This is a genomic window from Pseudomonas sp., from assembly GCF_049645325.1.
Classification (GTDB): Bacteria; Pseudomonadota; Gammaproteobacteria; order Pseudomonadales; family Pseudomonadaceae; genus Aquipseudomonas.
Map to the genome: position 1 here is coordinate 1 of NZ_JBARTQ010000205.1, position 21,190 is coordinate 21,190.

General features: G+C 62.3%; 13 protein-coding genes. 6 read left to right on the top strand and 7 right to left on the bottom strand.

What is annotated here, in order from left to right; genetic code table 11:
- Together WBB95_RS08970 and WBB95_RS08975 are read left to right on the top strand one after the other, a co-directional pair.
- Positions 1-6,275: amino acid adenylation domain-containing protein (locus tag WBB95_RS08970; protein ID WP_424487259.1), on the top strand; the 6,275-nt coding region annotated here is incomplete at its 5' end.
- Positions 6,276-6,335: 60 nt separating this feature from the next.
- On the top strand, positions 6,336-7,277 hold the full coding sequence (locus tag WBB95_RS08975) for an alpha/beta hydrolase fold domain-containing protein (protein WP_424487260.1): 942 nt from the start codon (positions 6,336-6,338) through the stop codon (positions 7,275-7,277).
- 227 nt (positions 7,278-7,504) lie between these two features.
- On the opposite strand, the gene WBB95_RS08980 is transcribed toward WBB95_RS08975, so the two are convergent.
- From WBB95_RS08980 to pvdM, 5 genes are all read right to left on the bottom strand, one after another.
- Positions 7,505-9,928: a TonB-dependent siderophore receptor gene (locus tag WBB95_RS08980; RefSeq protein ID WP_424487261.1), complete on the bottom strand. Its 2,424-nt coding sequence runs from the start codon at positions 9,926-9,928 to the stop codon at positions 7,505-7,507.
- 114 nt (positions 9,929-10,042) lie between these two features.
- On the bottom strand, positions 10,043-11,692 hold the full coding sequence (locus tag WBB95_RS08985; RefSeq protein WP_424487262.1) for a cyclic peptide export ABC transporter: 1,650 nt from the start codon (positions 11,690-11,692) through the stop codon (positions 10,043-10,045).
- 108 nt (positions 11,693-11,800) lie between these two features.
- A complete protein-coding gene (locus tag WBB95_RS08990; protein WP_424487263.1) occupies positions 11,801-12,673 on the bottom strand; it encodes a formylglycine-generating enzyme family protein in 873 nt (290 codons plus the stop codon).
- Between the two features lie 31 nt (positions 12,674-12,704).
- Positions 12,705-13,976, bottom strand: a complete 1,272-nt coding sequence (locus tag WBB95_RS08995) for an aminotransferase class V-fold PLP-dependent enzyme (protein ID WP_424487264.1) — start codon at positions 13,974-13,976, stop codon at positions 12,705-12,707.
- A gap of 19 nt (positions 13,977-13,995) precedes the next feature.
- A complete protein-coding gene (gene pvdM, locus WBB95_RS09000) occupies positions 13,996-15,345 on the bottom strand; it encodes a pyoverdine-tailoring dipeptidase-like protein PvdM (protein WP_424487265.1) in 1,350 nt (449 codons plus the stop codon).
- Between the two features lie 142 nt (positions 15,346-15,487).
- Between pvdM and WBB95_RS09005 the strand changes: the two genes are divergently transcribed.
- On the top strand, positions 15,488-17,116 hold the full coding sequence (locus tag WBB95_RS09005; RefSeq protein WP_424487266.1) for a PvdJ/PvdD/PvdP-like protein: 1,629 nt from the start codon (positions 15,488-15,490) through the stop codon (positions 17,114-17,116).
- On the opposite strand, the gene WBB95_RS09010 is transcribed toward WBB95_RS09005, so the two are convergent.
- Positions 17,097-17,540: a GFA family protein gene (locus WBB95_RS09010; protein WP_424487267.1), complete on the bottom strand. Its 444-nt coding sequence runs from the start codon at positions 17,538-17,540 to the stop codon at positions 17,097-17,099. The genes WBB95_RS09005 and WBB95_RS09010 overlap by 20 nt on opposite strands.
- A gap of 117 nt (positions 17,541-17,657) precedes the next feature.
- On the opposite strand from WBB95_RS09010, the gene WBB95_RS09015 reads away from it, so the two are divergent.
- Positions 17,658-18,548 carry a LysR family transcriptional regulator gene (locus tag WBB95_RS09015; RefSeq protein ID WP_424487268.1) on the top strand — a complete coding sequence of 297 codons (891 nt, stop codon included), beginning with the start codon at positions 17,658-17,660 and terminating at the stop codon, positions 18,546-18,548.
- Here WBB95_RS09015 and WBB95_RS09020 read toward each other — a convergent pair.
- The gene (locus WBB95_RS09020; protein WP_424487269.1) at positions 18,536-19,429 is read right to left on the bottom strand and encodes a LysR family transcriptional regulator; all 894 of its coding nucleotides are present in this window, start codon (positions 19,427-19,429) and stop codon (positions 18,536-18,538) included. The two genes, WBB95_RS09015 and WBB95_RS09020, sit on opposite strands and share 13 nt — an antisense overlap.
- 97 nt (positions 19,430-19,526) lie before the next feature.
- Here WBB95_RS09020 and WBB95_RS09025 point away from each other — a divergent pair, with 97 nt between their 5' ends.
- Both WBB95_RS09025 and WBB95_RS09030 read left to right on the top strand, forming a co-directional pair.
- On the top strand, positions 19,527-20,522 hold the full coding sequence (locus WBB95_RS09025) for an aldo/keto reductase (RefSeq protein WP_424487270.1): 996 nt from the start codon (positions 19,527-19,529) through the stop codon (positions 20,520-20,522).
- On the top strand, positions 20,519-20,995 hold the full coding sequence (locus WBB95_RS09030) for a (R)-mandelonitrile lyase (RefSeq protein WP_424487271.1): 477 nt from the start codon (positions 20,519-20,521) through the stop codon (positions 20,993-20,995). Before WBB95_RS09025 ends, WBB95_RS09030 begins: the two co-directional genes overlap by 4 nt.
- Positions 20,996-21,190: the final 195 nt, after the last annotated feature.

Genomic DNA, 21,190 nt, shown 5'->3' on the forward strand with positions numbered 1-21,190 from the left:
GCGCTGAAGACTGGCGCGAAACCCTGACTGCCCATCTGCAACAAGTCCTGCCGGACTACATGGTGCCCAACCAGTGGCTGCTGCTGGACCAGATGCCGCTGTCGCCCAACGGCAAACTGGACCGCAAAGCGTTGCCCAAGCCGGATGTCGAGCAGATGGCGTCGGCCTACCAAGCCCCGGTCTCGGAACCCGAACAGACATTGAGTCGGATCTGGGAGGCCGTGCTGGGGCGTGAGTCGGTGGGGATCACCGACAACTTCTTCGCCCTGGGTGGCGATTCGATCATGTCGATCCAGGTGGTCAGCCGTGCGCGGCAGGCGGGCCTGCACTTCACCCCCAAGGAATTGTTCCAGTACCAGACCGTACAAGGCCTGGCTGCCATCGCGCGGCGCGGCGAGCCTGCATCGACGGTTGATCAGGGCCCAGTGACCGGCAGCCTGCCGTTGTTGCCGTTCCAACAGTGGTTTTTTGACAGCGCCATGCCCGAAGCTCATCACTGGAACCAATCCATACTGCTCAAGCCTGCCACGTCGCTGCAGACTGCCACGCTGGAGCAGGCACTGCAGGCGTTGCTGGTGCACCACGACGCCTTGCGTGTGGGGTTTGCTCCGCTGGCCCAAGGCTGGGTCGCCACGCACCGCAAGGTCGGCACTGAACCTGCGGTGTTGTGGCAAACAGCGGTCAGCCAGGCGCAAGAGATTGAGGCCGTTTGCCAGGAGGCCCAGCGCAGCCTGGACCTGCAGCAGGGCCCGCTGCTGCGCGCAGTGCTGGTCAGTCTGGCCGACGGTTCCCAGCGTTTGTTGCTGGTGATTCATCACCTGGCAGTGGACGGTGTGTCATGGCGCATCCTGCTGGAAGACCTGCATACCGCCTACCGCCAGGCACTGGCCGGGCAACCGTTGGCGCTGCCGGCCAAGACCAGCGCTTTCAAAACCTGGGCCGAGCGGCTTCAGGCCCACGCCGCCAACTTGAACACCGAGCTGGCTTTCTGGGAAAGCCAGTGCCAGGGCTTGCCCGCGGCACTGCCAGGCGCCAAACCCGACGCCAGCCTGCAGAACCGCTGTGCACTGAGCGTGGAAACACGACTGGACAAGACGCTGACCCGGCAACTGTTGCAGGTGGCGCCCCAGGCCTATCGCACCCAGGTCAATGACTTGCTGCTGGCCGCGCTGGCGCGCGTGATTTGCCGTTGGACCGACACTGACGCTGCACTGATTCAACTGGAGGGGCACGGTCGCGAAGAACTGTTCGAAGGCATAGACCTGAGCCGCACGGTCGGTTGGTTTACCAGCGCTTTCCCGGTACGCATTGGTACCGCCGACCACTGGGGCGATGCGATCAAGCAGGCCAAGGAACAGCTGCGCGCCGTCCCGGCCAAAGGCATTGGTTTTGGCGTGTTGCGTTATCTGGGCGACGCAAACGCTCAGGCAACACTGCGCGCGTTGCCGGTGCCACGCATCACCTTCAATTACCTGGGCCAGTTCGACGCACAGTTCGACGAGGATGCCTTGTTTGTTCCCGCCGCCGAAAGTGCGGGTCAGGAGCAAAGCCCACGGGCTCCGCTGGGCAACTGGTTGGTGCTTAATGGTCAGGTGTACGGCGGCGAACTGAGTCTGGGCTGGACGTTCAGCCGTGAAATGTTTGATGAGCAGAGCATTGCCCGCCTTGCGGATGAATACGCCGTCGAGTTGGCGGCACTGATCGCGCATTGCAGCGACGGCACCGCGATGGGCGTGACGCCGTCCGACTTCCCTCTGGCGACGTTGACCCAGGCCCAGTTGGACGCTTTGCCGATTGCCGTGCAGGACATCGAGGATATTTACCCGTTGTCGCCCATGCAGCAGGGCATGTTGTTCCATACCCTGTCGGACGAGGGTGATGACCTGTACGTGAACCAGTTGAGCCTGCCCGTCGAAGGGCTGGACCCCGAGCGTTTTCGTGCGGCCTGGCAACACGTGATCGGGCGCCACGCGATCCTGCGCACCTCGTTCCATTGGCAAGGTGGCGAGACGGCGCCGGTTCAGGTGGTGCAGCGCCACGCACAGGTGGACTTGCGCCTGCTGGACTGGCAGGGAGCGCCAGTCGATGCCGACCGCATCGCCGAGTGCGCGCGCGAGGAACGTGCCCGTGGCTTTGAGCTGAGCCAGGTGCCGTTGCAGCGTCTGGTGCTGATTCGTCTGGGAGACGATGAGCACCAATTGATCTGGACCAGCCATCACATCCTGATGGACGGCTGGAGCAGTTCGCAGTTGTTCGGTGAAGTGCTGCAACATTACGCCACCGGCGAAGTGAGCGGTGACAGCGGGCGTTACCGTGATTTCATTGCGTGGCTGCAAATCCAGGATCAGGATCGCCTGGAGCACTACTGGAAGTCACGCTTGCAGACGCTGGCCGAGCCGACGGCACTCAGCCAAGCCATCCATCCTCGTCATACCGACACGCGGGTGGGGCATGAAGCCCTGTACACCCGTTGGGATACCGCGCGTACCGGTACGTTGTTGCAGCATTGCCGACAACAGGGCATCACGCCCAACACGCTGATTCAGGGGGCATGGTTGCTGGTGTTGCAGCGCTACACCGGCCAGTCGAGCGTGGCATTCGGTGCCACCGTGGCCGGGCGCCCGGAAACCCTGCCGAATGCGCAGAACATGCTGGGCTTGTTCATCAACACCCTGCCGGTGATCCAGACCCTGGAACCGGCCGAGCGCCTGGACCGCTGGCTGGCGCAATTGCAAGCGAGCAACCTGGACCTGCGCGAGCATGCCCACGCACCATTGGCCGACATCCAGCGCTGGTCGGGGCAGGGTGGCCAAGCTTTGTTCGACAGCATCATTGTGTTCGAGAACTATCCGATCGACGAACGCCTGGAACAAGCCCAGGGCGGGCTGCGCTTTGGTGCATCCGCCAACCACGATGTCACCAACTTCCCGATGGACCTGGCGATTCACTTGGGCCAGGAACTCTCAATTGAATACCTGTTCCTGCGCGACTGCTTCAACGCCGAGGCCGTCGAGGGCATCCGCCAACTGATGGAAACCACGCTGCAGGCGATGATCGATTCGCCCCTGGAATACCTGGGCAACCTGCAACGCCTGGCGGCGCCACAATGGCGAGCCTTGCGCCACTGGGCGAGTGAACCGGCGCCGGTGCATTCACGTGAACTGTTGCCGACGTTGATCGCCCGCCATGCCGAACAACGGCCTGACGCGCCAGCGGCCGAATGCCAGGGCGATATGCTCAGCTATGGCGAGTTAGAGGCGCGGGCTAACCAACTGGCGCATCATCTGATCGCGCTGGGTGCTGGGCCGGAACGCGTGATCGGTGTGGCGCTGGAACGTTCGCTGGACGTTCTCGTCGCCTTGCTCGCGGTGCTCAAAAGCGGCGCTGCCTACGTGCCGCTGGATACCGACTACCCGCCTGAGCGCCTGGCGTTCATGATCGAGGATTCGGGCATGGCGCACATGATCAGCCGTGGCGAGTTGGCGGCTAGCCTGTCGTTGCCGCCGCACGTGACGCTGGTCGACCTTGCTCGGCTGGACGCCGCCCCGGCCTTGAATGCACCGGCGCCGGTAATCAGTGAACACAGCCTGGCCTACCTGATCTACACCTCCGGCTCCACTGGCCTGCCCAAGGGTGTGGCGGTGGCGCATGGGCCGCTGAGCATGCATTGCCAGGCGATTGCCGAGCTTTACGAGATGGATGAACGCACCCGTGAGCTGCACTTCATGTCATTCGCGTTCGACGGTGCCCACGAGCGCTGGCTGACCACCTTGTCGGTGGGCGGCACGTTGGTGCTGCGTGACAATGAATTGTGGACGCCGGAGCAGACCTGCCACGCCTTGCAGCATCTGAACATTGATATCGCCTGTTTCCCGCCGGCGTACCTCAAACAAGTGGCGGAGTTTGTCGAGGCCAGCGGTCGCGTGGCCCCGGCGGTGCGTATTTATTGCCTGGGCGGCGATGCAGTTCCTGAACAGACCCTGGCCCAGGTGCGAACGACCTTGCAGCCGCGCTACATCACCAATGGCTACGGCCCGACCGAGACGGTGGTCACGCCGATGCTCTGGAAGGCAGCGGCGGACGAGCCATGTGGTGCGGCCTACGCCCCCATTGGCCGGGTGGTCGGGCAACGTTCGCTGTGGGTGCTGGACGACGATTTGAACCCGCTGCCGGAAGGCTTCGCGGGCCAGCTGTTTATCGGCGGTTATGGTGTGGCCCGGGGTTACCACGGCCGGGCCGCGATGACTGCCGAACGCTTTGTGCCGGACCCCTTCGGGCAACCGGGCAGCCGTGTGTACCGCAGCGGCGACCTGGTGCGCCTGCGCGACAGTGGCGTGCTGGATTACGTGGGCCGCCTGGATCACCAGGTCAAGGTTCGCGGGTTTCGCATCGAACTGGGCGAGATTGAAGCCGGCCTGCGCCTGCAGCCAGGCGTCAGTGACGCCGTGGTGATCGCCCGTGACGGCGTATCCGGCAAGCAGCTGATCGGGTATGTGGTCAGTGCCGACCCCGAGCTCAAAGGCGAGGACCTCAAGGCCGCGCTGCGTGAAACCTTGCCCGACTACATGGTGCCGACCCAAGTGATCTGCCTGGCACACATGCCGCTGTCGCCCAATGGCAAACTTGATCGCAAGGCATTGCCCGAGCCGACGTTCGACATGGCGCAGTACCAGGCGCCGCGTAACGAAGAAGAGCAGGTGATGGCCCACATCTGGGCCCAGGTGCTGCAAGTGGAAGAGGTGGGCATCAGCGACAACTTCTTCGAGCTGGGAGGCGACTCTATCCTCAGCCTGCAAGTGATCTCGCGGGTACGTAATCACCCGCAACTGGACCTGGAGTTGAAGCTGCGTGACCTGATGCGCTGCCAGACGATTGCCAACCTGTTCGACCAGCAGGCGGTGTCGCGCAGCCGCGTAACCGACGGTGCAAACCCGATCATGCGCGAAGGGGCGTTCCGCCTGTTACCAATCCAGGAATGGTTCTTCGGCGAGCAGATGCAAACCCCCGGGCACTTCAACCAGGCCCTGATTCTGCGCGCCCGTGAGGCCCTGGATACGGACGCTTTGCAACGCACCCTGATGCGCATGCTCGATCAACATGACGCCCTGCGCCTGCGGTTCACCCATCAGGACGGGCGTTGGTCCCAGCACTACCAGACGCTCGGTGACAGCCTGCAGCACGTCGGGCAAGACCCTTTGCTGTGGGTGCGTGAGGTGGCGGATGAGGAGGCCCTGGAAGTTGTGGCTAACCAGCTGCAACGCAGCCTGGATCTGGAGAAGGGGCCGTTGCTGCGGGGGCTGCTCGCAACCCTGGGCAATGGTGAAGTGCGCTTGTTGCTGGTGATCCATCACTTGGTGATCGACGGTGTGTCGTGGCGCGTACTGCTGCAGGACCTGCAAGTGGCGTATGACGCCTATTGCATGGGCAACGAGCCGCAATTGCCGATTCGTACCAGCAGCGTGCGCGAGTGGGCGGAGAATTTGGTCGGCCATGCGCAAACGCTCAAGGAGCAGGAACTCGACTATTGGCTGGGCCAACTGGCGCAGCAGGAAAAAACCTTGCCTTGTGATAACCCGCGCGGCAAGAACCTGATGTGCAACCGCGCCGAAGCATCGTTCAGCCTCAGCGAGGCGCACACCCAGCAGTTACTCAAAGATGCGCCAGCGGTTTACCAGACGCAGATCAACGACCTGTTGTTGACGGCCCTGAGCCGTGCGCTGTGTCGCTGGAGCGGCCAGCCGTCGATTCTGATTCAGCTTGAGGGGCATGGGCGTGAAGACCTGTTCGAGGCATTGGACCTGAGCCGCACCCTGGGTTGGTTTACCAGTATGTACCCGGTGCGCCTCGCCCCTTCGGCGCAGCTGGACTTCGGCACTTCGATCCTGGCCGTGCGTGAGCAATTGGCCGAGGTACCGAACAAAGGCATTGGTTATGGCGTGCTGCGTTACATGGCGGACGCCTCGGTGACCGAACAGTTGGCGAACCTGGCACCGGCACGGGTGACCTTCAACTACCTGGGCCAACTCGACCAGAGCTTTGACGAGCAGGCCCTGTTGCTGCCTGCGCCGGAAAGCGTGGGCGACAGCTTTGGTGCCGATGCGCCGATGGCCAATCACCTGGAGTGGGTGGGTCAAGTGTTCAACGGGCAACTTGCCTTCCGCTGCATCTACAGCAACCGCCGCTATCGCCCGTCAACCATGGACGCCCTGGCGTCGCAGTGCCAGGCCGAGCTGCAAGCCCTGATTGAACATTGCGTGATGCAAAGCGCGGCCTGACCTTACTATCCCTTTGATAATGGGTGCCGACCTGACGGTCGGCGGCCCTGGAAACTTGTCATGTCATTGAACCCGGAAATTGCGGCCTTTCTCGACCTGGTCGACAGCCGCCAGGAAGCACCCTTTCACCGGCAGACGCCCGAGCAGGCGCGGGCTGCATTTGAACACGCGTCAACTCAGATGCGCTGGGCAGTGCCCCAGGTCGAAACCGAAAACCTGACCTTTACCTCGCGCGACGGCGCCCACTTGGCGTTGCGACTGTACCGGCCAGAGGGGCAGGGCAGCGCAACGCTACCCGTAGTGGTTTACCTGCACGGTGGCGGCTTTGTAGTGGGCAGCCTGGACTCCCACGATGGCGTCTGCCGCGAAGTGTGCGCACGCACGCCGTGTGCAGTCGTCGCCGTGGAGTACCGCCGCGCGCCGGAGCATAAATTCCCCGTCGCCCTGGACGACTGCGCCGACGGCTTGGCGTGGCTGGCTGAACACGCCCAGGCCCACGGGCTGGACACCACGCGGCTGGTGTATGCCGGCGACAGTGTCGGCGCGACCCTGGCCACCGTCCTGGCGATCGACGCCGTGCGCAACCAGCGCGTGCTCAAACCCTGCCTGCAACTGCTGTGCTACCCGGTCACCGATGCCTCACGGCGCAGCGAGTCCATGGAGCTTTTGGGCGAAGGTTATTTACTGGAGAGTGACACCCTGGAGTGGTTTTATGACCACTACGCCCGCACCCCGGCCGATCGTGCAGATTGGCGCTTCTCGCCGCTGCTGACGCCCGACCTCAGCGATGTGGCCCCCGCATTCATTGCCCTGGCCGGTTTTGACCCGTTGCTGGATGAAGGCCGCGCTTACGCCGAGCGCCTGGCGCAGCAGGGCATCAAGCTGGAATGCCAGGTCTTTGAAGGGCTGGTGCATGACTTCCTGCGCATGCGCATGGTCACGGAAGCGATTGATACGGTGTATGAGCGCCTGGCGGCTGTGGTGAGGGCGGCGGTTTATTGAAAAGGTGGCGACAAGCGCGAGGAGGCTCGCGCTTATCCACGATGTGATCGGCTGACGTTGACGGTTTATTCGCTCTGAAGCTGGACTTACCGTTGACGGCTCTCCAGATTTTGATCCGGGGGCATGTCAGCAATGTGGCCAACTCGCCGTGCACCCTTGGAAAAACAAAAAAGCGCACCTGATGTCAGGTGCGCTTGGTGTATTGCGCGGGAATCTTCTGGTGAAGATCAGAAGGTGTATTTGAAGCTCGTCATGAAGTTGCGGGGCGCCCCGTACACGCTCCAGTTGTCAGCATAGGCGTAGTACGTGCGGTCGAAGACGTTGTTGACGTTGAGCGTGGCGCTGAGGTTTTTGCTGATGTCATAACGGGCCATCAGGTTGGTCAGTGCATAGCTGCCTTGTTCAAACGTATGCAGGTCCATGCCGGTTTTACTCTGCCAGTTCACGCCACCGCCGACGGTGACTTTGTCCAGCACGCCGGGCAGGCGGTAGGTGGTGAAGGTTTTGAGGCTGTTACGCGGGCTGGTGGTGACGATACGCTGGTCACTTTCGTCGGTGCTCACGCTGTAGGCGTAACCGGCGGATGCCTGCCAACCTTCGCTCAGCTCGCCGTTGAGCTCCAGCTCGACGCCTTTGGTGGTGGTGCCCTGGACTGAACGATAGACATCCGGATCGCGGACAAACACCGCGAGGTTGTCCTGATCTATTTTAAACAGCGCCAGGCTGGCGTTCAGCTTGTCGTCGTTGAAGCTGCCCTTGAGCCCAACCTCATAACCGGTGCCTTCCTGAGGGTCCAGAGGCTTGCGGTTTTCGTCCTTGATGCCATATGCCTGCGGGTTGAAGATTTTGGTGTAGCTGGCATACACCGACCAGGTGCTGTTCAAGTCATAGACGATACCGGCGTAGGGCAAGAACACGCCGTTGCGGGTTTCTTTGCTTTCGGAGTTCTGGGTCGGGTCGGAGTAGCTGAGCACTTCGTTGTTGCGCTTCCAGTCAGTCACACGGCCACCCAGGATCACGGCGGTGTCATCGGTGACGTGGAACCGCGAGGTCAAGTAGGCCGCGTACTGGTTTTCTTCAATATGATTTTTGCCGACCGTAGTGGTATCCGGCCGGTTGGCACCGCTGCCGTTCCATTTGTAGATGTTGGGCACAGAGCCGTCATAACCGGTCCACGGGCCGAACCAGCCGCCATGGCTCGGGGTGTTTTCGTCGTACTGGGACATGGTGACGCCGGTGATCAGCTCATGTTCGCGTCCGAACAGGTTGAACGGACCGGTCAGGTAGGCGTCGAGGTTGTTCTGGCGCGGAGTGCCGGACCAGCGGTTGGGGTAGAGGTATGCCCCGGCGCCAGTGGCCTGGTCGATATCGCCGTTCATGTAGTTGATCAGTTCGTCGAACTGGTTCTGGGTGTGGCTGATTTCGACCTTGCCGCTCCAGCCATTGTTGAACTGGTGTTCGATGGAGGTGAAGACGTTGGTCTGTTTGCGGTCGTTATACGACCAGTCCGGAGCGCTGTTGGCGGAGCGGCCGAAATCCGTACGGTTGCCGTTGCTGAAGAACGTCTGGAAACCTGTCCGCAACGGGTCGTTGACCTGGTTATTGATGTAGCTGAACCCCACGGTCAGCATGGTCGCATCGCTGAGATCGAATTCGGAAATACCGTAGACCAGTTGCGAGTCGGATTTTACCCGGTCGACCCAGGAGTTCTGCTTCTTGTAGTCCACCACCAGACGCCCGCGGATGTTGCCGCTGTCGTTCAATGGGCCGGACACGTCAAAGCCGGTGCCGTAGCGGTCCCAACTGCCGGCCTCGCCAGTGATGCTCGCCTGGGCTTCGGCGGTGGGGCGCTTGCGAATCAGGTTGATGGTCGCCGAAGGCGTGCCCGAGCCGCTGATCAGGCCGGTGGCGCCGCGTACCACTTCGACCCGGTCGTACATGGCGGTATTCTGGGTGGTGTTGTCCAGTCGCGAGGAAGTGGGTACGCCGTCGATTTCAAAGTTGTTGATCTGGAAACCACGCGACCAGTAAGTATCATTCTCGGCACCCACGCCGACGCGCAAGACCGTGATCCCCGGTGTGGCTTCCAGCACTTCGGTGAGGTTGGTGAGTTTCTGGTCGTCGAGGCGTTGACGGGTGATGACCGTGACCGATTGCGGGGTTTCCTTTTGGGTCAGGTTCAGCCGTGTCGAGCTGCTGGACGAGTACGCGGTGTACGAGCCGCTGCCCTCGGAGGTGGAACCCGGCGCCATGCCGGAAATGGACACTGCGCCCAGCTGCAGGGCTCCGGATTCACCGGCTGCCGGAATCAATGAGACCGTGTTGTTGGTCATCTGGAAGGTCATGCCGCTCCCCAGCAGCATGGTGCCCAGCGCCTGTTCCGGCTCCAGTGAGCCCGACACGGCCCCCGACTTCAGTCCCTTGATCGAGTCCGGGCTGTAGAGGATTTCCAGGTTGGCCTGTTGCCCCAGTTGTTGCAGCGCCGTTGCCAACGGCTGTGACGGAATGTTGATAGCCACGGGCGCTGCGTGGGCTTCAGTGCCGCTCAGCAGTAACAGCGTCAACAGTGCGCCAGGCAGGACCGCACGTCGGGAGGCATGTGGGCGGATCGCTTTCGCCAGCGGCGTACGGGACAGGGTAGGGCTTTGCATTGCTCTCGATGCTCCAGGAAGGTGGTGCGCAGTTTCTAAGTTTGTTGTTAATGACAATAAGACGCATCAACATCAAAAATCCGGAAAAATAAATCCGCGTTTTGACGGATTGCGTCAGGCCGGGGCCATTTCTGTCATGACGCGGCCTGCTTCCATGCGCACCAACTGATCTGCCACGTTGAAGTAACGGTCATCGTGGGAGATCACAATGATGGTCTTGCCCAGGCGCTTGAGATCCGGCAGCAGCTCGGTGTAGAAGATCCGCCGGAAGGTGGGGTCCTGGTCGGCCGCCCATTCATCGAATACCAGTACCGGACGCTCCTCCAGCCAGGCGTTGACCAATGCCAGGCGCTTGCGCTGGCCGGTGGACAGGTCGGTGGTGGTAAATTTGCCGTCGAGTACGCTGACCTTGTGCGCGATTTCCAGGCGCTGCAGGTATTTGTTGGCGTCTTCGGGAATGTGCTGGTCGCCCTGGACCACGTCATCGAACAGGTAATAGTCGGCGAAGATGGTTGTGAACAGCTGGCGGTAATCATCGCGGTTCTCGGCATCGACCAGGTGCCCGTTGAGGCGGACCTCGCCCTGCTGCGGCGGGTACAAGCCCAGCAGCAACTTGATCAGCGTGGTTTTGCCGCAGCCGTTTTCACCCACGATGAAAATAATCTCACCCTCATTGATTGTGAGGTTCACCGGGCCGAGACGGAACGCGTCACTGCCGGCCACCGGGGGGAATGCAAAACTGACGTCGCGCAGTTCCAGCTGGCGCACCGGGCTGGCCTTGGCGCCTTGATCGGCGAGCAACAGATGCGGTTCAGGTGAAGAGAATTGCTCGGACAACTCGGCGATACGGCGGAACGCAATCTGCGCTCGGCTGACGATGGGCAGCGTGCCGATCAAGTGTTCCAGCGGGCCTTTCATGTACAGCAGCACCAGCACAAAGCCGCTCATCACGGTTTTGTCCGCACTGGGCCAGAACGATTGCAACGCCAGCGCGAGCCCGATGACCACGAAGAAGAGCATCGAACCGAAGGTCTTGGCGATCACAAAGGTGTTGATCGATTTGATCTGGGTCTTGCAGATAAAGTCGGCAGTCGCCTGGATGCCCGAAACGAACATGCGCTGGCGGCGTGGCCGATGGATACGAAGCTCCTTGGCACCTTCAGCGATGGCGTTGTAATGCTTTTGCAGTTCGTCCTCGGCGTCCCGCGCTTCCATGAAGCCCTTGATGCCATGGCCCTGCGCAAGGTACTGGATGGCGGTGCCGACGATGATCGCCACCACCATCATCAGGAACATCGGCCACGACAGCATCGCCAGGTACCCCAGGCAGCCCAGGGTGACCGTCATGGAAATCGCCAGGGGCGCGAAGGCGAAGGCGAAATCGCTGATGGTGTCCACGTCATGGGTCAGGACCGGAATCAGGCGATGGCTGCGGTAGCGTTCGATTTGCTCCATGGGCGCCGACAGCACTTTTTCGCCGAGTTCTTTACGCAACGTGGCGATGATGTGCTGGCCGACATAGTTGGTGCCGATGTCCGAGCAAATTGAGCTGAACAGGGCCAGCAGGCACAGCCCTGCAAACAGCAGTACGACTCCCTGTGTCAGGCTCTCCGCGGAGTGCAGGGCACTGTTGATGGTGGCCAGCAGCACCGTAACGCTCAGGCCACCGACCATGCCGAGTACGACCGAGAGGGTGACGACGAAGCGAAAAGGCTTGAGCAGCACGAGTAATTCGTGAAGGGCGCCGCGTGGGGGATGGTTCATGGGAGGACGGTTCCTTGGGTCGCAGAGGCAGATACCCTGTAGAACGTCTGGTCGCGCGCTTAATTTAGACAGCCGCCGATTAACGGCGGCCTTGCATGGCCGGCTGTTTCAGAGATCACGCACCACCCTGAATCCAATCCAGTCCCCACGCGTCTGCGGGTAGATATTGTTGCGGTTGCCCGAGCGCGAAAACACCGGTGCTTCGCCCCAGTCGTTGCCGCGAATCTGATAGGACTCGCAAGTGGGCTCCATCCACGCGCTGCCGTCAGTCGGTGCGCCGATGTAGTTGGCGTGCTCGCAGTCGGCGACGCGCTCGTAGACGTTGCCATGCATGTCGTACATGCCGAACGCGTTCGGCGGGTAGCTGCCCACTGGCGACGAATAGCTGTAGCCATCCGCCGGCCCGTAGGTGTTGGCGTGCTCGGCGATGCTGTAGCCCTTGCCCTCATCGAACGGGAACGGGAAGGGGCCGGTGGAGCCTGCGCGGGCGGCGTATTCACGCTGGGCTTCGCTGACCATGTGGTACTGCTGGCCGGTCTTTTTCGACAGCCAGGCAACGTAGGCCTTGAGGTCGTCCATGTCCATGCACACCGCCGGCTGGCGTGGGCCCTGGGGGTAGCGTGGCTTGCTGGCAATGCATTCGCGGCCAGGGCGGTCGTCGCCATTGGCGATCTTGACCCCGGTCTGGCGTACATAGCTGTCCCACTCACCGGCGGTGATGTGGAAACGACTCATGGCGAAGGCCTTGGCGAACGTCACGTCGTGCATCGGGCCTTCATCCGGTTCGCGGCCGACTTCATCTTCCGGCGTGCCCATGGTGAAGGTGCCGGCGGGCAGTACCACCATTTCCGGGCAGTCCTTGCAGTCTTTGAACACTTTGCCAGGTTGCGGCGTGGCAGCCTGGGCCAGGTTCGGCAGCAGCGCGCCGCAGAGGGCGGCCAGGGCCAGGGTTGCCAGCGGTTTGAGTCGGGATGGATTCATGTGGGCCTCTCGTTCAAAGAAAAAAAGTGGGTCACAGGCGCGGGCCCAGCAAGGCCATGAAGCGCTGGATTTCATCTGAAGAATTGAGCAGGCCGGGGGAGGTGCGAATCACCGGGCCGACGTCGCGGTCGACCGCATCGATCACCACGCGGTTTTTCATCAGGTAGGCGGCCACCTCGCCGCTGTCCTGGCCCTTGACCCGGAAGAAGGTAAAACCGGCCGACAGCTCAGGGCTGCGCGGCGTGACCAGTTCAATCTGCGGGTGGGCCACCAGCTGGTTTTTCAGCTCGGTGTTGAGTGCATGAATGCGCGTCTGCACTTGGGCTTTGCCGAGTTGCAGGTGCAACTTGAAGGCCTCGTCGGCGGCCCAGCGATGTTCAAACGCGTGGTAGCCGCCGGGCGTCATGGTGGTGGCGAAATTGGTGTCTTCGGAGAAGGTCGGTACCATCGGCGTGACGTATTTATTCTCGGTATCGCGAGCGCAGACCAGGCCGGTGCCGCGTGGGCCGAACATCCATTTATGCGTGCCGGCGATAAAAAAGTCGCAATGCATGGCCGGGAAGTCGAGATTTTCCACGCCGAAACCATGCACGCCATCGACCACATACAGCAGGCGGTCCTGGTCGTCGCGGTTGCGGTTATGTTCATCGACTAACTGGCCGATTTCGCCAATCGGCAGCTTCACGCCACTGCCGGACTGCACCCAGGTCATGCCCAGCACGCGGGTGTTGGGGCGGATATTGCGCTGGATATTGCCGAGCACTTCGTCGACGGACACCTGGGCTGCGTTCTCGAACAGGCTGATTCGGCGGACCTGAGTACCTTCCTTGAGCACGCGAAAATCCAGGCTGTTCTGCGTGGCGTAGTGCTCATGGACCGTGGTGAGAATCTCCTGGCCTTGCCGCACCTTGATGCCGCCATAGATCATCGCCAAGCCTTCGGACGTGCTGCCGGTGAGGGCGATCTGCGCCGGTTTGGCATCCAGGTAACGGCCGGCCCACTCGCGTACCTGGCCTTCACGCTTCCAGGTTTCCTGCAGGTCCCAGTCCATGGCCAGCCCGGGGTTGCGGTCGATCTGCAGGCGGTAACGTTCAATGGCGTCGCGCACAGGCTTGGGGTGCGAGGCCACGAGGAAGTTGGAAAAGTGCAGGTAGTCAGGGTCCTGGTTAAAGAGCTGTTTGAGTCCCGCCCATGAAGTGCCCGGCGCGTTGGCTGCGTGGGCGCGGGGGAGCAGGGCAGTGCCCAGCGGCAAGCTGGCGACGAGCACGCTCGCCTGTTTGAGAAACGTACGGCGGTCGGTCATGGGTTTACTTCACGGCTCATTAGCGGTTGGCCAAGGGCTTGGCGTTTTTTTGTACCTGGTCCCACACCCGCAGGAAATTGCCTCCCCACAGTTTGGCGATGTCGGCTTCGGAGTAGCCACGCTGGATCAGTTCGGCAGTGACGTTGCGTACTTCGCCGACGTTCTCCCAGCCCTGAATGCCGCCGCCGTCGTTGAAGTCCGAGGCGATGCCGACGTGATCGATACCGATCTTGCGCACGGTGTAGTCGATGGCGTCCCCGAGGTCCTTGAGGGTGGCCTTGGGTTCTTCTTCGAGAATCGCGTACAGCGCGCTGGCGTATTGGCCGAACTTCTGTTCGGACCAGGCGGTAATGATCGCGTCACCGGGCATCAAGGCCATGGCCAGGTTCGGCAGTGGCGGCAGGTCAAACCGCGCGCGCAGGGCGTTGAGCTTGTCTTGGGTCGGCTGGCTCAGCGGGCGCAGGTAGGCCGGGAAGCCCACCACCTGGACCACACCGCCGCTGTTCTTGATCAGTTGCAGTTCCTTGTCACTGAGGTTGCGCGGGATGTCCACCGAGGCGCGCGGCGCGGAGTGGGACGCGACCATTGGCGTGCGACTCAACTGCGCCACTTGTTCCAGCGCTTTGGTCGACATCTGTGACACATCGATGATCACGCCCAGGTCATTCAGGCGATGCACCGCTTGCTGGCCGATGGGCGACAGGCCTTCGAGGGCGTCAACGGTGTCATTGAAAAACGGCAGCGGGCGCGAGGAGTCGGACCAGGCGTTGTTGCCGATATAACTGAAGCCGAACATGCGCATGCCGCGCGCGGTCCACAGGTCCAACTGGTTCAGGTCATCGCCCAGCGGGTAGGCGTTGAGCATGCTGATAAAGATCGCAAACTTGCCCTCGCCATGCAGGCGCCGGAAATCATCCGGGGTGTAGGCGATGCCGACCTGGTTGGGGTAGTCGCGGACCATGCCGGAGATGATCTTGTAGCGCACTTCCTGCTCATGGCGGGCTTCTTCGACAAAACCTTCCGTAGGCCGATGCGGGGCATTGGCGCCGCTCCAGATTTCCGGCCAGCCGAAAATGGTCAGGGCTGCCCCGGACAAGCGCCCGCGACTGGCCTTGGCGAGGTCGAACTGACCACTGCCGTCCTTGTCGGCCTCATTGCCTGCGGTGCCGAAATCCAGTGGCACGGTGATGTGGCTGTCAAACGAAAGCAGGTGGTCCTGCATCTCATTGGCCTGCTTGATCACCTCCAGCGGGTAGCCGGCATTGCCCTTGAACCAGTGATCCCAGACCAGGAAACCGGCGCCGGCGCAGACGGCCAGTGCCAGCGGCAGGCCCAGGTACAGCGCCTTTTTCGAACGTGGTTTTGTCATTGCCATCTCAGTCAGTTGAGGCCTTTGCTATCAGGGAAGAACGAGTGATGGGCGGGGAAATTTAGGCCCCGGCAACGGCGCGGTAAATTTCCGTGGCCTGCAAACGTTCTAGCTCTGATTAAGCCGTTTCCTAAGGTAGACAATGACCATCTCTCGACGTGGGTTCATCGCAGGCCTGGCGCTGACCGGCGCTGCCGTGCCGGCGGCCTTTTATGCCCATCGCGAGCTGACGCGTGAAGAATTTCCGATCACCCCCGGCGAAGCCACGGTGGACCTCGCCGACACGGCCGGCCAGCACTTGGCGAACACCTTGCGCGGCGTGTGGAGCCTGCGCCTGGAAGGCGCCGATGCCGGGCTCAAGGGCCTGCCGTTGCAGGGCCTTGAGCTGCTGCTCGACATCGCCCCGCGTGGCCGTGGCCTGCGCGGTTACCTGGACACCGCCGAGAACCTGCGCGCCGACGGCGAGCCGCGCTACCGTGTGTTGGGCGACCTGCTCACAGGTGACGGCAGCGTGCTCTATTGGCGCCTGATCGATCGTGAATCGGCAGCCGGTGTGCCCGCCTATGAATTCAAGATGACCCTGGATGCTGTCTGGGCCGATTTCGGCAACGCGGGCAGTGGCACCCTCAGCGGGCAGGTCCTGAACCTCGACCGTCCGCTGGCGTTGCCCGAGCGTGACAACCGCTTTGTCGCCCACAAACAGCTGTTTCCCGAAGCCCGCCAGCGTATCGGGCTCAACCCGAGCTTGCTGGCGTGGTTGATTGCTCCCGAGCATCGCCTGTTTCACCAGCTGTGGCATGCCACCCGGGATCAGTGGCACAAGCTGTCCGAGGAAAAGCGTGACGCCCTGCGCGGCATTGGCTGGCAGCCTGGGCCACGCGGCCGGGAGCGCGACGCCCGGGGCAAACTCAAGGACCGAAACGGCTCGGGAATCGACTTCTTCTTCATGCACCGGCACATGCTCGGTACCGCGCGCTCGATGCAGCACCTGCCTTCATGGCCGGCGTTTCCCGAACCGCAACCGGCGCTGGAACGCGATCGCCTCGGGTTCGTGCGCTACTTCGACAACCGCGACGGGTTTGCGCTGCCTCCCACCTGGAGCGCACCCGACGACAGCGACTACACCCAATGGGTCAGCGATATCAAGGCCGCCGAGACCTACCACAGCAATTTCCAGGTCTGGGAGTCGCACTACCGCGACCCGCGCTACCTGGCCAAATTCACCCTGGGGCAACTCGGCTCCGAGATGGAACTGGGCCTGCATGACTGGCTGCATATGCGCTGGGCCTCGGTGCCCCGTGACCCGTCCAACGGCGCGCCGGTGCCATTCGCCCGCGACCCGGCAGACTTTGCCGCGCGTTGGTATGCGCCGGAGAACGACTTCCTCGGCGACCCGTTCTCCTCCCACGTCAACCCGGTGTTCTGGCACTTCCATGGCTGGATCGATGACCGCATCGAAGATTGGTTTCGCGCCCACGAGCGGTTCAATCCGGGCGAAGTCAGCCGGCTGGAGGTCAACGGTGTGCAGTGGTTTGCGCCGGGGCGCTGGGTTGAAGTCGGCGACCCCTGGCTCGGCCCGGACACCCACGGATGCAGCACCACACCGGGTTTGCAGCTGGGGCGCTCCATGGAAATGGACCCGGAAACCATGAAGCTGGCACTGCGCATTACCTTTGGCGCCGACGAGGACACGCTCAAGGGCCTGTTCAAGCGCGTGCCGCAGCGGCCATGGTATGCGCGGCATTTGAAGGTCAAGGCGCGGGAGGCGTAAGCGCCTGGGCGAATGCCTCGGGCGTCGGGCTGTACGGCCAGCTCGGCACGTCGTCAGGCAGGCTCAGCCACGGCTGTTTGCGCGTCACCCAAATATGTGCGACCGGCTGTAGTGCGGGGCTGTCATCCAGGGTGCCGACACGCAGCACCCGCAAACCCGGCGCGGCGGTGGTGGTATTGCTGATGCGTGTATGGCACCGCTCGCACAGTTGATGCTCGGCGCGCTGGCCATCAACGTCATAGGCGTAGTGCGTGACGGGGCCGACCACTTGCAATGCCTGCGCTGGCAGCAACGCATGCAGGGCGAAGGCGCTGCCGCTCCAGGTCTGGCAATGGGCACAGTGGCAGGCGTAGATCGCTGGCAGCGCGTCCACGTCCAGCTGGTAAGTGACGGCGGCGCAGCGGCATTGGCCGGTGAAAATCATCGAAATCGATCCTTCCTCAAGAGAGGGCGCAAGGCCCATCGGGTATGCTCGCCAGCATGCCCCAGCGGCTGTTCGATGAACATCCGCCAAAACTGCCCACCGGTTCACAGGAAATGTATGAACGCCCCTCTACTTCAATGGGAAACCCAACGTGCCTTTCTCGCCGTGCTGCGCACCGGCAGTCTGTCCGGGGCCGCGCGTTTGCTGGGGATTGCCCAGGCCACGGCGCGGCGGCGTATCGAAGCACTGGAGCAGAGTGTCGGGGTCAGCCTGTTTGTGCGTTCGCCAAAAGGCTTGCTGCCCACCGACATGGCGCGTGAATTGATCAGCCATGTGGAAGCGATGGCGGTCGCGGCGAACGCCTTCAACCGCGCCGCTTCGGCAGATACGGCGGAGGTGGCTGGCACCGTGCGCCTGACCAGTGGGCAATTGCTGGGGGTTGAAGTGTTGCCGCCGATGCTGCGCACGTTGCGGCGCGCTCATCCACACCTGGCGGTTGAGCTGAACGTCTCCAATCGCTTGCACGCGTTGGCATTGCAGGAAGCCGATGTGGCGGTGCGCATTCGCCGGCCTACGGAGGCAACGGTGGTCACGCGCAAGGTCGGCGACCTGCATGTCGGCCTGTATGCCGCGCCCGAATTGCTCGCGGAGCAGGGCACGCCCGAGCGTTTGGCCGAGTTGGCGGACTATCCGCTGATCGGGCCTGATCGCAACGCGCAGGACATCGCGTTTCTCCACGAGCAAGGTGTCGACTGTGGCGCTGCCCGCACCGTGCTGCGTACCGATGACCACCTGGCTCAATTCGCTGCGCTGCGCGCCGGCCTGGGCATCGGCGTATGCCCGGCGCAACTGGCGCAACGCCATGGCCTGGTTCGTGTGTTGCCCGAGGTAGCGTTCAACGTGGATGTGTGGATTGCCATGCACCAGGACATGCGCCGAGTGCCGCGCGTGGCGGTGGTGTTCGACGCGCTGGGCGCTGCCTTGACGGCGTTTCTTCAGCCGCGATAACGCAGCGCTTCCACCAGCAGAGCAAAGGCCGGTGATGCCTGGCGACGGCTGGGGTAGTACAGGTGAAAGCCGGCAAAGGGCGCGCACCAGGCGTCCAGCACGGCGACCAAACGGCCATCGGCGAGGTAGGGCGCCACGAGGTCTTCGGGGATGTAGCTCAAGCCAAACCCATCCACGGCGGCCTTGAGCAGTTGGTACACGCCGTTGAAGGTGACTTGGCCCGACACGCGTACATTCAAGCTCTCGCCGTCCTTCTTGAACTCCCACGCATACAGCCCGCCGTTGGTGGGCAAACGCAGGTTATTGCAGGCGTGGGCAGTGAGGTCGCGAGGGGTGTCGGGCACAGGGTAGCGGGCAAAATACGCAGGCGAGCCGACCACGCGCATGCGCATGTCCGGGCCGATGCGGGTGGCGATCATGCCTTCGGCCACGTCTTCGCCCAGGCGTACGCCGGCATCGAAGCCTTGCGCGGCGATGTCGACGAAGCCGTAGTCGCAGCAGACCTCAACAGCAATGTCAGGGTATTGAGCCAGGAAGGGTTTCAGCACGGGCCACAGAATATGTTCCAGCGCATGGTCCATGGCGTTGATGCGAATCGTGCCCGAAGGCGTATCGCGCAGGTTGCTCAGGCCTTCCAGGCCGACCTGGATCTCATCGAAATGCGGCCCTACGGTATCGATCAGGTGTTGCCCGGCCTCGGTGGGCGAGACGCTGCGCGTGGTCCGCGTCAGCAGGCGCAGGCCCAGCCGCGCTTCCAATGCGCGCAGGGTATGGCTGAGCGCCGACTGTGAAACCCCGAGCTTGGCCGCGGCTTTGGTAAAGCTGCGTTCGCGGGCCACGGCCAGGAAGGCAAGCAGATCGTTGGCATTTTCCCGCAGCATTGGTGATTCACCTTCATAAGTATTTTCAGATTCTAGCGGCTAATCATATCAATGGCTTCTTGTTAGATTGAATCAGCCCTTCAATCGGAGAATCACCATGCTTAAACGCACACTCGGCAACAACGCGCTCGAAGTCTCGGCCCTTGGGCTTGGGTGCATGGGCATGAGTTTCGGCTACGGCGCGCCCGCCGATACGCAGCAGATGATTGCCTTGTTGCGCGGTGCGGTGGAGCAGGGCGTGAGCTTTTTCGACAGCGCCGAAGTCTATGGCCCTTTCATCAATGAAGCGCTGCTCGGCAAAGCCTTGGCGCCCGTGCGCGATCAGGTGGTGATCGCGACCAAGTTCGGGTTTGCGCCGGACCCGTCAGGTGACGGCAAGTGGTCGAGCCTCAACAGCCGCCCCGAACATATTCGCCAGGTCGCGGAAGCCTCCCTCAAGCGCCTGAACACTGATGTTATCGACCTGTTTTATCAGCACCGGGTTGACCCGAATGTGCCGATCGAGGACGTCGCCGGTGCCGTGAAGGACTTGATCCAGGAAGGCAAGGTCAAGCACTTCGGCCTGTCCGAAGCGGGTGCCTCGACCATCCGCCGGGCCCATGCCGTGCAACCGGTGACTGCGCTGCAAAGTGAATACTCGCTGTGGTGGCGCAAGCCTGAAGCGGAGATCCTGCCGTTGCTCGAAGAGCTTGGTATTGGCCTGGTGCCCTACAGCCCGCTGGGCAAAGGCTTTTTGACCGGACAGTTCGACAGCCAAAGCACCTTCGACAAAGGCGATTTTCGCAGCCGCCTGCCGCGCTTTACCCCTGAAGCGTTGAAGGCCAATCAGGCGCTGGTTGAGTTGCTGCGTCAGGTCGGCCAGCGCAATAACGCAACGCCGTCGCAGATCGCGCTGGCTTGGCTGTTGGCGCAAAAGCCGTGGATCGTGCCGATTCCCGGCACCACCAAAGCCTCACGCCTGACGGAAAACCTGGGCGCCCTTGAGGTGCAACTCAGTGCCCAGGAATTGCACGACCTCGACGTCGCCGCCGCGCATATCAGCGTCCAGGGCGAGCGTTACCCCGAAGCCCTGGAAAAGATGACCGGCCTGTGAAACCGCTCGCCGCCACAGCGCTGTCGCTGGCATTGCTCGCCCAGGATTCAACCGCACAGGAGACACCCATGCTTACCGTTACCCCCAATGGCTCACAGCCTTCAGCCCAAGGCCCGGCGCAATGGTTCACCGGCACCGTGCGCGTGGATGCGCCGTTCCAGGGCAGTGACGCCGCCCGCATCAGCGGCGCCACCGTGACCTTCGAACCGGGCGCGCGCACCGCCTGGCACACCCACCCGCTGGGGCAAACGTTGATCGTGACCGCCGGTGCCGGTCTGGTTCAGGAATGGGGGCAACCGCTGCGCTCGATCCGCCCCGGCGACACCGTGTGGATCGCCCCCGGCGTCAAGCATTGGCACGGCGCCACGCTGACCACCGCCATGACGCACATCGCGATTGCCGAGGTGCTGGAGGGCAAGGTGGTGGACTGGCTGGAGCATGTCAGCGACGGGCAGTACGCGCCGGAGTCCTGATTTCAACGGTGTCTTTTCCCATAGTGAAAGCAGCCAGGCTTTTAGCGCTTGACAGCGTAATGCCCGCGCGCAACGATCAACTCAATTTTCGAAAACTGAGTTTCAGCCATGGCCAAGATCCAGAAGCCCACAGATTTCGCCGTGTTGCTGAAACAATACGGGTTAGAGATTTTTGAGCTGGCGCGCACCTATAAG

Bases quoted from the DNA above. Each gene is read 5' to 3' on its own strand.
- WBB95_RS08975 (WP_424487260.1), top strand. From the start codon at position 6,336: ATGTCATTGAACCCGGAAATTGCGGCCTTTCTCGACCTGGTCGACAGC.
- WBB95_RS08980 (WP_424487261.1), bottom strand. From the start codon at position 9,928: ATGCAAAGCCCTACCCTGTCCCGTACGCCGCTGGCGAAAGCGATCCGC.
- WBB95_RS08985 (WP_424487262.1), bottom strand. From the start codon at position 11,692: ATGAACCATCCCCCACGCGGCGCCCTTCACGAATTACTCGTGCTGCTC.
- WBB95_RS08990 (WP_424487263.1), bottom strand. From the start codon at position 12,673: ATGAATCCATCCCGACTCAAACCGCTGGCAACCCTGGCCCTGGCCGCC.
- WBB95_RS08995 (WP_424487264.1), bottom strand. From the start codon at position 13,976: ATGACCGACCGCCGTACGTTTCTCAAACAGGCGAGCGTGCTCGTCGCC.
- pvdM (WP_424487265.1), bottom strand. From the start codon at position 15,345: ATGACAAAACCACGTTCGAAAAAGGCGCTGTACCTGGGCCTGCCGCTG.
- WBB95_RS09005 (WP_424487266.1), top strand. From the start codon at position 15,488: ATGACCATCTCTCGACGTGGGTTCATCGCAGGCCTGGCGCTGACCGGC.
- WBB95_RS09010 (WP_424487267.1), bottom strand. From the start codon at position 17,540: ATGATTTTCACCGGCCAATGCCGCTGCGCCGCCGTCACTTACCAGCTG.
- WBB95_RS09015 (WP_424487268.1), top strand. From the start codon at position 17,658: ATGAACGCCCCTCTACTTCAATGGGAAACCCAACGTGCCTTTCTCGCC.
- WBB95_RS09020 (WP_424487269.1), bottom strand. From the start codon at position 19,429: ATGCTGCGGGAAAATGCCAACGATCTGCTTGCCTTCCTGGCCGTGGCC.
- WBB95_RS09025 (WP_424487270.1), top strand. From the start codon at position 19,527: ATGCTTAAACGCACACTCGGCAACAACGCGCTCGAAGTCTCGGCCCTT.